Origin of the sequence: Streptococcus raffinosi, assembly GCF_030284685.1 — a bacterium.
Classification (GTDB): Bacteria; Bacillota; Bacilli; order Lactobacillales; family Streptococcaceae; genus Streptococcus; species Streptococcus raffinosi.
In genome coordinates this window covers 245925-259770 of sequence record NZ_JASUZV010000001.1, presented here as the reverse complement: position 1 = coordinate 259770, position 13846 = coordinate 245925, and the positions used below count along the sequence as shown (strand labels likewise).

Annotated in this window: 8 protein-coding genes; 7 read left to right on the top strand and 1 reads right to left on the bottom strand. The window is 38.2% G+C overall.

Annotated elements, in window-relative coordinates:
• Positions 1 to 27: 27 nt before the first annotated feature.
• Complete coding sequence (locus tag QRD39_RS01265; RefSeq protein ID WP_285955375.1) at positions 28 to 2193, top strand: alpha-galactosidase; 2166 nt, start codon at positions 28 to 30, stop codon at positions 2191 to 2193.
• 232 nt (positions 2194 to 2425) lie between these two features.
• Here the strand turns inward: QRD39_RS01265 and QRD39_RS01260 are convergent, their stop codons facing one another.
• On the bottom strand, positions 2426 to 3421 hold the full coding sequence (locus tag QRD39_RS01260) for a LacI family DNA-binding transcriptional regulator (RefSeq protein WP_008535019.1): 996 nt from the start codon (positions 3419 to 3421) through the stop codon (positions 2426 to 2428).
• A gap of 139 nt (positions 3422 to 3560) precedes the next feature.
• Here QRD39_RS01260 and QRD39_RS01255 point away from each other — a divergent pair, with 139 nt between their 5' ends.
• The 6 genes from QRD39_RS01255 (at position 3561) to lacZ (ending at position 13414) form a co-directional block, all read left to right on the top strand.
• Positions 3561 to 4727, top strand: a complete 1167-nt coding sequence (locus QRD39_RS01255) for a galactokinase (protein ID WP_002888055.1) — start codon at positions 3561 to 3563, stop codon at positions 4725 to 4727.
• Positions 4728 to 4746: 19 nt separating this feature from the next.
• Positions 4747 to 6228: a UDP-glucose--hexose-1-phosphate uridylyltransferase gene (gene galT, locus QRD39_RS01250; RefSeq protein ID WP_285955374.1), complete on the top strand. Its 1482-nt coding sequence runs from the start codon at positions 4747 to 4749 to the stop codon at positions 6226 to 6228.
• Positions 6229 to 6257: 29 nt separating this feature from the next.
• Positions 6258 to 7259, top strand: a complete 1002-nt coding sequence (galE, locus tag QRD39_RS01245) for a UDP-glucose 4-epimerase GalE (protein WP_002888050.1) — start codon at positions 6258 to 6260, stop codon at positions 7257 to 7259.
• 75 nt (positions 7260 to 7334) lie between these two features.
• Positions 7335 to 8381 carry an aldose epimerase family protein gene (locus QRD39_RS01240; protein WP_143567087.1) on the top strand — a complete coding sequence of 349 codons (1047 nt, stop codon included), beginning with the start codon at positions 7335 to 7337 and terminating at the stop codon, positions 8379 to 8381.
• A 107-nt stretch (positions 8382 to 8488) separates the two neighbouring features.
• Positions 8489 to 10393, top strand: a complete 1905-nt coding sequence (locus QRD39_RS01235; protein WP_285955373.1) for a sugar MFS transporter — start codon at positions 8489 to 8491, stop codon at positions 10391 to 10393.
• Positions 10394 to 10396: 3 nt separating this feature from the next.
• Positions 10397 to 13414, top strand: coding sequence for a beta-galactosidase, LacZ type (gene lacZ, locus QRD39_RS01230; RefSeq protein ID WP_285955372.1), 3018 nt, complete (start codon positions 10397 to 10399; stop codon positions 13412 to 13414).
• Positions 13415 to 13846 lie beyond the last annotated feature (432 nt).

Below are 13846 nucleotides of genomic sequence, written 5' to 3'. Positions count from 1 at the left end.
ATAAAGCTTGTAAAAAAGGAGAATATCATGAGTATTACTATTAACAAGAACTATTATTACATCAACAGTAAAGAATTGTCACTTATCATTGAAGAAAGGGAAGGAGACCTTTTACTGAGACATCTTGGGCGTAAGATTACAAATTATCATGGCTCAAATGCTATAAATGAAAGAGATCACGCTTTTTCAGGACAGCTTAATCCAGACGTCAGAACATATAGTTATGATACACAACGCCAGGTTTTGGGTCTACATGGCTTGGGGGATTTTCGTCAACCGTCTTTGAAAATCCAGCATGGAGTCTCAGATGTGACACGCTTTGAATTTTTAAAAGCAGAAGTGGTCAAAGGAATCTCACTAGAAAGCAAACTGCCATATCCCCATTCTTTGGAAAAAGCAGAAACGCTGATTTTCACCTTAGTCGATAAAGTTGCTGATTTGGAGTTAAAACTCTACTACACAGTGGTTGAAGACAACAACACAATCGTAACTTATAGCGAAGTCATCAATAACTCTAATCAAGCGGTGGTTATCCACCGAGCGCTCAGCGCTATGGCTGATGTACCTACCCGTGACTATGATGTGGTCACTCTCCAAGGCGCTTACGCTCGTGAGAAAACGGTTCGTCGCCAAAGAGTTGAGCAAGGTATCTTTAAAGTTGCCTCTAACCGTGGGGCTTCAGGTCATGCTCAGACACCAGCTTTGATTCTTTGTGATCACGAAGCTAGTGAAGGAGCAGGCGAGGCCTTGGCTTTCCAACTCATGTATAGCGGTAACTTCCAAACATTTGTCCAAAAGAGTCAAATCAATGAAGTCCGTGTAGCTATCGGAATTGAGGATGAGAACTTTACCTGGGAACTTGCTTCAAATGAAAGTTTTGAGACACCAGTTGCCCTCATTACTTACTCCCACCAAGGTTTGACTGGAGTTAGTCAAGAAAGTCAGGCCTTTGTTACAGATTACATCATTCCTAAGCAGTTTGCCCATGAGGAGCGTCCTATTCTTCTTAATAACTGGGAGGCAACCTACTTTGATTTTGAAAAAGAAAAATTGCTTGAGTTAGCCGAAGATGCTAAACAAGTAGGTGTTGAACTCTTTGTCTTGGATGATGGTTGGTTTGGAAATCGTTTCGACGACAACCGTGCTCTAGGAGATTGGTTCGTCAATGAAGAAAAACTTGGTGGACCACTCCAAGACTTGATTGAAAAAGTTCATGCCAAGGGGCTTAAGTTCGGTCTTTGGTTTGAGCCTGAAATGATTTCGGTGGACAGCGATCTTTATCGTACACATCCAGACTGGGCCATCCAAGTGCCTAATTATGGTCATACTTACTCACGTAACCAACTCGTGCTTAACTTGGCTAATCCAGATGTGGTAACTTACTTAAAAGATGTCTTGGATAAGATTCTGACAGATAATGCTATTGATTATGTTAAATGGGATTATAACCGTAACATGACTAACATCGGAAATGGAGCGAACTACCTTGAAAGCCAAATGCAGAGTCATCAATACATGTTGGGACTATATGACTTGGTAGAATTCCTGACAAGCAAGCATGAGAATATTCTCTTTGAATCATGTTCAGGTGGAGGAGGTCGAAACGACCTCGGTATGATGCGTTACTTCCCACAAGTTTGGGCGAGTGATAATACTGATGCCATTGCACGTTTACCAATTCAATATGGTTCAAGCTATCTTTACCCAACCATTTCTATGGGGGCTCACGTATCAGCTGTTCCTAATCACCAAATGGAACGTACAACGCCTTTGGAAACACGTGGAGATGTAGCTATGATGGGGAATTTAGGCTACGAATTGGATTTGACGAGCTTGACTCAGGAAGAAAAAGATATTATTGCTGGACAAATCGCTCATTATAAGGACATTCGTCCAGTGGTTCAATTTGGTCAGCAATACCGACTCATTAATCCTGAAGCTGGAAGCAATGAAGCAGCTGTTCAATTTAACTACGAAAACAAGGTTTTAGCAACCTATGTCCGAGTTCTTTCAACAGTTGAGACGGTTGAAACGACTCTCAAACTAAAAAATCTCGATCAAGATGCCAACTACATGTTACAAGGAACAGACCAAGTTTATTCTGGTGCTGAACTGATGTATGCAGGAATCACAGTCGTTCTTCCACAGGGAGACTTCCTCAGTAAACAATTTTATTTTGTCAAAGTAGATTAAGTGTTTAGTGGTATAGGTGTTTATCTGGATGTTAATTTGAACTAAGGTGTGCAAAAATGTTTGTAAACTTTAACAAGGTTCTTTAATAAATTAGCCTTGTTGTCAGGGTGGTATGAATTTTTATAGATTTGACATTTAAGCTGTTTTCTAAGAGAGAACAATAGAAGAGACTGGAAGAAATTCCAGTCTCTTTTTGCGTTTTCAATTTTAGAAGATTCTTAATAGTAAGAAATTATTTCGTACTTTCTCTCAGAGTCAGTTTAGTGCCCAACATAGTAAGTGTCGGGATTTCTCTTGGAGCCAAGACTTGTTTATTGAGGACATCCATGGCAGTTCGTCCCATTTCTTCGGTATAAACAGTAACACTAGAAAGTGGCGGATAAACTTGTTTGGCTAGACTGGTGTCATTAAAGGAGATGATCTGGATATCTTCTGGGACATTAATACCATTTTCCTGAAGGGCTCTAAGAGCACCGATAGCCAGACTATCACTAGCTGCAAAGTAAGCATCTGGTAGGGGTGTACCACTTGCTATTTTAGAGGCTAAAAGGTCATAGCCAGATTGAACTGTAAAATTACCCGAAAGAATCAAAAGAGGGTCATAGATGCTCTTTTCAATACAGTAGTTACGATAAGAACGTAAACGAGGCTCCGGAACGATTTCAGTTGAATCCGTTGTTTTTTCTTGCCCTGTTAAAAGACCGATGCTCTTACACCCTTGCTCAGTGAGATAACTTAGTGCCGTTTGAACAGCATTTTCAAAGTCAGTTGTCACACAAGGATGTCCCTGACGAAGGGTATCACTATCTACAAAGACTAGCGATTTACCCAATGATTCCAATTCAGTAATCTGTTCACGACTAAACTTTCCGATACAAAGTATACCTATGACTTCTTCAGCAAGACTAAAAGGAATGTCATTGAAATAACGAAGTATCTCGTAGTCTAGCTCATGGGCTCTTGTTTCAATTCCAAGCCGAATGTTGTAGTAGTAGAGATCGTCTAACTCATCTTCCTCACTTACCCATTGGATAATTGCCACTTGATGTTTTTCTTTTTTCAAGTTTCCGATTTTCTGATGTTTGGTATATCCGATTTCATCTGCCACAGTTAAAATACGGTGCCTGGTTTCTTCAGTAACGGAGAGGCTTTCATCTTGGTTGAGAACACGTGAAACAGTTGCGATTGATACATCAGCCAATTTTGCGATATCTTTTAATGTAGCCATATTGTTCTCCTTTCAACCAAAGTATACCATAAATTCTAAAATTTTACCTATTTTTACTAAAAAAACAGTAAAAACATTGATTTTCCTTGTGAAAGGGGTTACAATATTAGTGTAAAAAAGAATAAGCGAGGTACATCCTATGAAGACATCACAGTTAAGAGAAAAGTTTAAAGAAGTTTTTGGTGTAGAAGCAGACCATACTTTCTTTTCTCCAGGCCGTATTAACTTGATTGGTGAACACACTGACTACAACGGTGGGCATGTGTTCCCAGCAGCTATTACTCTAGGTACTTACGGAGCAGCCCGTAAACGTGATGACAAAGTTTTGCGTTTCTTCTCAGGTAACTTTGAAGATAAGGGCATCATCGAAGTACCACTTGAAAATCTTCGTTTTGAAAAAGAACACAACTGGACAAACTATCCAAAAGGTGTTCTTCATTTCTTGCAAGAAGCTGGTCATACAATTGATTCAGGTATGGATATTTACATTTATGGTAACATTCCAAATGGATCAGGCTTGTCATCATCATCATCTTTGGAATTGTTGATTGGTGTTATTGCTGAAAAACTTTATGACCTTAAATTGGAACGCCTTGACTTGGTTAAAATCGGTAAGCAGACTGAAAATGACTTTATCGGCGTTAACTCTGGTATCATGGACCAATTCGCTATTGGTATGGGAGCTGATCAACGTGCGATTTACTTGGATACAAATACTTTAGAGTATGACTTGGTACCACTTGACCTTAAAGACAATGTTGTTGTTATCATGAACACTAACAAACGTCGTGAATTGGCAGATTCTAAATACAATGAACGTCGTGCTGAATGTGAAACAGCAGTATCTGAACTCCAAGAAAAACTTGATATCCAAACACTTGGTGAATTGGACCTCTGGACATTTGACGCATACAGCTACTTGATTAAAGACGAAAACCGTATCAAACGTGCCCGTCACGCAGTTCTTGAAAATCAACGTACACTTCAAGCTCGTAAAGCTCTTGAAGCAGGAGATTTGGAAGGCTTTGGTCGTCTTATGAATGCTTCTCACGTATCATTGGAACATGATTACGAAGTTACAGGTCTTGAACTTGATACTTTGGCACACACAGCATGGGAACAAGAAGGTGTCCTTGGAGCTCGTATGACAGGAGCGGGATTTGGTGGATGTGCCATCGCACTTGTAAACAAAGACAAAGTTGAAGACTTCAAAAAAGCAGTTGGTCAACGTTATGAAGAAGTCGTTGGTTATGCACCAAGCTTCTATATTGCTGAAGTAGCTGGCGGTTCACGAGTACTTGATTAATGAGAAAGAAGTAGAGATTATGGCTGAAAATTTAGTAAACACTTTTGTAACTCTGGTTATTGAAAATAGTGATTATGAGGAATTGGACCGTATCTATTTGACAAACAAAGTTTTTGCTTTGGTTGGAGAAGGAGTTGCTGATGTTGAAACAGATAGCTCTGAATTGATTGACCTTAAAGACCAGTTGCTTCAAGCAGGTGTTAAAGCTGGTTCTGTAGGTGAACTTAATGAAGAACAAGATATCATCGGTGCTCAACTCATGGACTTGATTACACCAAGCCCTAGCCTTGTCAATCGTAACTTCTGGGATACTTATAAATCTAACCCAGAGCAAGCAATTGCTGACTTTTATGCACAAAGTAAACGCAATGATTATGTGAAAGTCAAAGCCATTGCACAAAATATTGCTTATAAAGCACCAACTAAATACGGTGACTTGGAAATTACGATTAACCTTTCAAAACCTGAAAAAGATCCAAAAGCCATCGCTGCAGCTAAAAATGCGGTAGCTTCTGATTATCCAAAATGCCAACTTTGTATGGAAAATGAAGGTTATCTAGGCCGCATCAATCACCCAGCACGTAGTAATCACCGTGTTATTCGTTTCCAAATGGAAGGAAATGACTGGGGCTTCCAATATTCACCATATGCTTACTTTAATGAACATTCTATCTTCTTTTATGGTAAGCACGAACCAATGCACATCAGTCCATTGACGTTTGGTCGTCTCTTATCAATTGTTGAAGCATTTCCTGGTTACTTTGCAGGTTCAAATGCCGATCTTCCAATTGTAGGTGGTTCAATTCTTACACATGAACACTATCAAGGTGGTCGCCATACCTTCCCAATGGAAGTAGCAGGCATTAAAGAAAAAGTTAGCTTTGATGGTTACTCTGATGTTGAGGCTGGTATCGTTAATTGGCCTATGTCAGTTCTTCGTTTAAGAAGTGAAGATAAGGAAAGACTTATTGCTCTTGCAACCAAAATTTTAAATTGCTGGCGTGGTTATTCAGACGAAAAAGCTGGTGTCTTGGCTGAGTCTGATGGACAACCTCACCACACCATTACCCCAATTGCTCGTAGAAAAGACGGCAAATTTGAATTGGATTTGGTTCTTCGTGACAATCAAACTTCTGAAGAACATCCAGACGGTATCTACCACCCACATAAAGATGTTCAACATATTAAGAAAGAAAACATTGGTTTGATTGAAGTTATGGGATTGGCCATTCTTCCTCCTCGTTTGAAAACAGAACTTAAAGATGTTGAAGATTATCTATTGGGTCAAGTCAACCAAGTAGCTCCAATTCACCAAGAATGGGCAGATAAACTTAAGGCTGAAAATCCAAATGTGACAGCTGATGATGCGAAGAAAGTTGTTCGCCAATCAGTTGCTGATATTTTCGCTCGTGTGTTGGAAGATGCTGGTGTTTATAAATCTGATAATGAAGGCTTGAATAACTTTAAAGATTTTGTAAATTTTGTAAATTTAGCTGATTAATTGTTTTTTCTGAAGAAAGGAGATAAGAAATGGCAATTTTAGTATTAGGTGGAGCTGGTTATATTGGTTCTCACATGGTTGATCGCTTAGTTGAAAAAGGTCAAGAAAAAGTAGTGGTAGTAGATAGTTTGGTAACAGGTCACCGTGCTGCCGTACATCCAGATGCTATTTTCTATCAAGGCGATCTCTCTGATCAAGATTTTATGAGAAAGGTCTTCAAAGAAAACCCTGATGTTGACGCTGTTATTCACTTTGCAGCCTATTCATTGGTTGGTGAATCAATGGAAAAACCACTCAAATATTTTGATAACAATACAGCTGGAATGGTTAAATTGCTCGAAGTTATGAACGAATGCGGTGTTAAATACATTGTCTTCTCATCAACAGCAGCAACTTATGGTATCCCAGAAGAAATTCCAATTCTTGAAACAACACCACAAAATCCTATCAACCCATATGGTGAAAGTAAGTTGATGATGGAAACTATCATGAAGTGGTCTGATAAAGCTTATGGTATTAAATATGTGCCACTTCGTTACTTCAACGTTGCTGGTGCAAAACCTGATGGATCTATCGGTGAAGACCATGGTCCAGAAACTCACCTTCTTCCAATTATCCTTCAAGTAGCTCAAGGTGTTCGTGAAAAAATCATGATTTTTGGTGATGACTACAACACTCCTGATGGTACAAATGTTCGTGACTATGTTCACCCATTTGACTTGGCTGATGCTCACCTCCTTGCTGTTGAATATCTTCGTAAAGGAAATGAATCTACAGCCTTTAACTTAGGTTCATCAACAGGTTTCTCAAACCTTCAAATTCTTGAAGCAGCTCGTAAGGTAACTGGTAAAGAAATTCCAGCTGAAAAAGCTGATCGTCGTCCTGGTGACCCTGATACATTAATTGCTTCATCTGAAAAAGCACGTACAGTTCTTGGATGGAAACCACAATTTGATAACATCGAAAAAATCATCGCAAGTGCTTGGGCATGGCATTCTAGCCATCCAAAAGGTTACGATGATCGAGGGTAATTAAAAAAATAATAATAAACAAAGAGTCAGAGAGTATATAAAATTGTTGTACTCTTTGTTTTTTGAGGAAATAGTATGAAAATAGGTCGTGAAATTATTGGAAAAGTTGACTCAGGTGATGTCAGCAAAATTACGATGGAGAATGATAAGGGTGTTATCATCTCAACGCTAACGTTAGGAGCAACATTACAGGAGTTTTTAGTTCCAACTGAAACGGGCGGTTTAAAAAATATTGTTCTTGGTTTTGATGCTTATGAAGATTATTACAAGAATGGTTTATGTGCCTGCCAATCTGTCGGAAGGGTTGCTGGAAGAATCGGAAAAGCTTCGTATACTCATGAGATGGTTCTTTATAGCCTTCCTAAGAATGAAGGAGAAAATTGCCTACACAGTGGTCCGGAAGGGATGCAGTTCCAAAATTGGAATTATGTCACAAACTTGACAGAGGAATATGTTGAGACAAAGTTTGTTAGAAGACTTTACTCAAGTGTCGATGGGTTCCCTGGTGACATGTCAGTTTCTATTACCTACAGACTTAACAACAGCAATCGCTTATCAATCTTCTTTGATGCCTTTGATGTTACAGAAACTACAGTCTTTAATCCGACCAATCATGTCTACTTTAATCTTAGTGACAAGCAAGATTTGTCAACTCATGAGTTAAAAATCTATTCAGACTACCATTTGGAATTGGATTCTGAGTTAATCCCTACAGGACAAAAAATTAATGTAGATGGAACACATTATGACTTCAGAAAGACAACTGACTTGCTCCCTCGAATTGAAGCAAATCAAGGTTTCGATGATGCTTTTGTAGTAGGTGGCGAAACTTGTGACCATGTGAAAGAAGTAGCTGTTCTCCATGATAAAGAGAGTGGAGATGGTATCGAAATTTTCTCAAACAGAAATGGTTTAGTCATTTTTACGATGGATGATATCGAAGATAATATTTACTTTGCAAGAGATAAAGGTAAGATAGCAAAAGGGCGTGAAGCTATTGCTATGGAAGCTCAAACCCTTCCAGATGCCGTTAATCACAAAGGTTTTGGAGATATTATCTTAGAGAAGGGTCATAGTGTAAACTATGAAATTGGCTTCCAATACTTTAATTCATCAAAGTAATCACGTATTAGTAAAAGTTTAGTAAAAAATCACTAAATCTATTGACAATTTAAGCTAATACTTGTATAATGTAAGCGTATTCAAAATAATAACAGGAGGTTTTCATAATGGGAAAATCTAAAGGTCAGATGAAGTCTCGTCTATCCTATACAGCTGGTGCTTTTGGTAACGACGTCTTCTATGCAACGTTGTCAACATACTTTATCATGTTTGTGACAACTCACTTGTTTAACACAGGTGATCCAAAGCAAAATAGTCACTACGTACTATTAATTACTAACATCATCGCTATTTTGCGTATCTTGGAAGTATTTATCGATCCATTGATTGGTAACATGATTGATAACACTCATACTAAGTATGGTAAATTCAAACCATGGGTAGTTGGTGGTGGTATCATCAGTTCTATCGCCTTGTTGCTTCTCTTCACCGATTTAGGTGGTTTGAATAAAACAAATCCTTTCTTGTACCTTGTACTTTTCGGAATTATCTACCTTGTAATGGATGTCTTCTACTCAATTAAAGATATCGGTTTCTGGTCTATGATTCCTGCCTTGTCTCTTGACAGTCACGAACGTGAAAAAATGGCAACTTTTGCCCGTATCGGTTCTACAATCGGTGCTAACATTGTCGGTGTTGCCATCATGCCAATTGTTTTGTTCTTCTCAATGACTAAAACTGGTGGTTCAGGAGATAAAACTGGTTGGTTCTGGTTTGCCTTCATCGTTGCTCTTATTGGTGTGATCACATCAATCGCTGTTGGTATTGGTACTCGTGAAGTTGAATCTAAACTTCGTGATAATAAAGAAAAAACTGGCCTTAAACAAGTCTTTAAGGTTCTTGGTAAAAACGACCAATTGATGTGGTTGTCTCTCGGATATTGGTTCTACGGTCTTGGTATTAACTCACTTAATGCCCTTCAACTTTACTATTTCACATTCATCCTTGGTGATTCAGGTAAATATTCAATCCTTTACGGATTAAACACTATTGTTGGTTTGGTTTCAGTTTCACTCTTCCCTAGCCTTGCTAGTAAATTTAACCGTAAACGTTTGTTCTACGGATGTATTGCAGTAATGCTCGGTGGTATCGGAATCTTTAGTATTGCAGGTACATCACTTCCAATGATTTTGACTGCAGCTGAACTCTTCTTCATTCCACAACCACTTGTGTTCCTTGTTATCCTTATGATTATCTCTGACTCAGTAGAATATGGTCAATGGAAATTAGGACACCGTGATGAATCTCTTACTTTGTCAGTTCGTCCACTTGTTGATAAACTTGGTGGAGCAATGTCAAACTGGCTTGTATCTTTGATTGCCGTAGCCGCAGGTATGACAACTGGTGCTAAAGCAGCTGATATTACAAGTCATCAACAAATGGTCTTTAAACTTAGCATGTTTGCTTTCCCAGCAGCAGCTATGCTCATCGCTACCTTCATTATTGCTCGTAAAATCACTTTGACTGAAGCACGTCACGCTGAAATCGTCGAAGAATTGGAACATCGCTTTAGCGCAGCAACTTCTGAAAATGAAGTTAAAGCTAACGTCGTATCTCTTGTAAACCCTACAACTGGTAATTTGGTTGACCTCTCAAGTGTTAATGATGAACATTTCTCTTCAGGTAACATGGGTAAAGGTTTTGCCATTAAACCTACTGATGGAGCAGTCTTTGCACCAATTAGTGGTACCATTCGTCAAGTTCTTCCTACTCGTCATGCAGTTGGTATTGAAAGTGAAGATGGTGTCGTTGTTCTTATCCACGTTGGTATCGGAACAGTTAAACTTAAAGGTGAAGGATTCATTAGTTACGTAGAACAAGGTCAACATGTTGAAGTTGGAGACAAACTCCTTGAGTTCTGGCCACCAATTATCGAGAAAAATGGTCTTGATGACACAGTACTTGTCACTGTAACTAATTCTGAAAAATTCAGTGCTTTCCATCTTGAAAAAGAAGTTGGAGAAAAGGTAGAAGCTTTGTCTGAAGTTATTACTTTCAAAAAAGGAGAGTAATCTATGAACACAACTGAAAAAATTCAAACTTACTTAAACGATCCAAAGATTGTTAGCGTTAATACTGTTGACGCTCACTCAGATCATAAGTATTTTGAATCTCTTGCAGAATTTTCTGAAGGGGAGATGAAGTTAAGACAATCTCTTAATGGAAAATGGAAAATTCACTATGCTCAGAATACAAATCAGGTTTTAAAAGACTTTTATAAAACAGAGTTTGATGAAACTGATTTGAATTTCATCAATGTACCAGGTCATTTAGAGCTTCAAGGTTTTGGTTCTCCACAATATGTGAATACCCAATATCCTTGGGATGGTAAAGAATTCCTTCGTCCACCTCAAGTCCCTCAAGAATCAAATGCTGTTGCATCATACGTAAAACATTTTACCTTGAATGATGCATTAAAAGATAAAAAAGTGTTTATCTCATTTCAAGGGGTTGCCACTTCCATCTTTGTATGGGTCAATGGTAACTTCGTAGGATACAGTGAAGATTCATTTACACCTAGTGAATTTGAAATTAGTGATTACCTTGTTGAAGGTGATAACAAGTTGGCGGTAGCTGTTTATCGTTACTCTACAGCAAGCTGGTTGGAAGACCAAGACTTCTGGAGACTTTACGGTATTTTCAGAGATGTTTACTTGTATGCTATTCCAAAAGTTCACGTTCAAGATCTCTTTGTTAAGGGAGATTATGATTACCAAACAAAAGCAGGTCAATTGGATATTGATTTGAAGACTGTTGGTGATTATGAAGATAAGAAGATTAAATATGTTCTTTCAGATTATGAAGGCATCGTTACAGAAGGTGATGCATCTGTTAATGGTGACGGTGACCTATCTGTAAGTCTTGAAAATCTGAAAATTAAACCTTGGAGTGCTGAAAGTCCTAAACTTTACAATTTGACCCTTCATGTTTTGGATGATGACCAAGTTGTTGAAGTCGTTCCAGTTAAAGTTGGATTTAGACACTTCGAAATTAAAGATAAACTCCTGCTTTTGAATGGTAAGAGAATTGTCTTTAAAGGGGTTAACAGACACGAATTTAACGCTAGAACAGGACGTTGTATCACTGAAGAAGATATGCTTTGGGATATCAAAGTGATGAAACAACATAACATCAATGCTGTTCGTACATCTCACTATCCTAACCAAACACGTTGGTATGAATTGTGTGATGAATATGGACTTTATGTTATTGATGAAGCCAACCTTGAAACACACGGTACATGGCAAAAACTTGGTCTAAGCGAACCTTCATGGAATATCCCAGCTAGTGAACCAGAATGGTTGCCTGCTTGTTTGGATCGTGCCAATAACATGTTCCAACGTGATAAGAACCATGCTAGTGTTATCATTTGGTCTTGTGGTAATGAATCATATGCTGGTAAAGATATTGCTGACATGGCTGATTACTTCCGTAGTGTTGACAATACTCGTCCAGTTCACTATGAAGGTGTTACATGGTGTCGTGAATTTGATTACATTACAGACATCGAAAGTCGTATGTATGCGAAACCAGCTGATATTGAAGAATACCTCACTAACAATCCTCAAAAACCTTATATTTCATGTGAATACATGCACACAATGGGTAACTCTGGTGGTGGATTGAAACTCTACACCGACTTAGAGAAATATCCAGAATACCAAGGTGGATTTATTTGGGACTTCATTGACCAAGCTATTTACAAACCACTTCCAAATGGTAGCGAATTCCTATCATATGGTGGTGATTGGCATGATAGACCTTCTGACTACGAATTTTGTGGAAATGGTATTGTCTTCGCAGATCGTACCCTAACTCCAAAACTTCAAACAGTTAAACATCTTTACTCTAATATTAAGATTGCTGTTGATGAAAAATCAGTAACTATCAAGAATGATAATGTCTTTGAAGATCTTTCTGCTTATACTTTCCTAGCCAGAGTTTACGAAGATGGTAGAAAAGTTAGCGAAAGTGAATATCACTTTGATGTTAAACCAGGTGAAGAAGCAACATTCCCAGTAGAATTCGCTGTTGGAGCTTCAAATGTTGAACGAATTTACGAAGTTGCTTGTGTTCAGAATGAAGCAACTGAATGGGCTCCAAAAGGTCATGAAATTGTTCGTGGTCAATATGTTGCTGAAAAGATTAGCACTGAAACACCAGTTAAAGCACCTTTGAATGTTGTTGAAGGCGACTTCAACATCGGAATTCAAGGACAAAACTTCTCTATCTTGCTTTCACGTGCACAAAATACGCTAGTGTCTGCTAAGTATAACGGTGTTGAATTCATTGAGAAAGGTCCTAAACTTAACTTTACTCGTGCTTACACTGACAACGATCGTGGTGCTGGATATCCATTCGAAATGGTAGGATGGAAAGTTGCTGGAAGCTATAGTAAGGTTACAGATACTCAAATTCAAATCGAAGATGACTCTGTTAAAGTGACTTATGTTCATGAATTGCCAGGCTTGTCTGATGTCGAAGTTAAGGTAACTTACCAAGTTGACTACAAGGGTAGAATCTTTGTTACTGCAAACTATGATGGTAAAGCAGGTTTGCCAAACTTCCCTGAATTTGGTCTAGAATTTGCTATTGGTTCACAATTTACAAACCTTAGATATTATGGATACGGTGCAGAAGAAAGTTACCTTGATAAACTTCCTGGTGCCTATCTTGGTCGATATGAAACTTCTGTTGAAAAGACATTTGCTCCATATCTAATGCCACAAGAATCTGGTAATCACTATGGTACTCGTGAATTTACAGTATCTGATGATAACCATAATGGTCTTAAATTCACCGCACTTAATAAGGCATTCGAATTCAGTGCTTTGCGTAACAGTACTGAACAAATTGAAAATGCTCGTCATCAATATGAATTGCAACAGTCTGATGCTACTTGGATTAAAGTTCTTGCTGCTCAGATGGGTGTCGGTGGTGATGACTCATGGGGTGCTCCAGTTCATGACGAATTCTTGCTTAGCTCAGCAGATAGCTATCAATTGAGCTTCATGATTGAACCACTCAACTAAAGTATTATTGGAATTTGCCTCCAACGATATATTTGATAAAGGAAACTCGAAAGGGTTTCCTTTTGTCATGGTTTGAAGTAAGAAAAAAGGAAACAGACCTCTGTTTCCTCTTAAAATATAACTCAGTTTTCAATTCCCTTAAAAATGGGAGTGGTCTAGTAAAATTATGAAAAAGTGAGTTAAAGTTATTGATAAAGAAAAGGGACTAAACCACTCCCAAGACGTTAATGATTTTTTGTAGCTTTAAATGAAACTTGAAGATTATGCCTTGACGTTAATCGTCCAATGGCACTCTATCTAATATAAGTATACAACTTTGAGTTTAGATGTCCAAAAATAAGACTCTATGGATTATTATCAGTATTGTGATTGGCGACTATTTTTGTCAATAACAATTTAAGAGGTTGTTGATTTCACTTAGAATATAGTAAT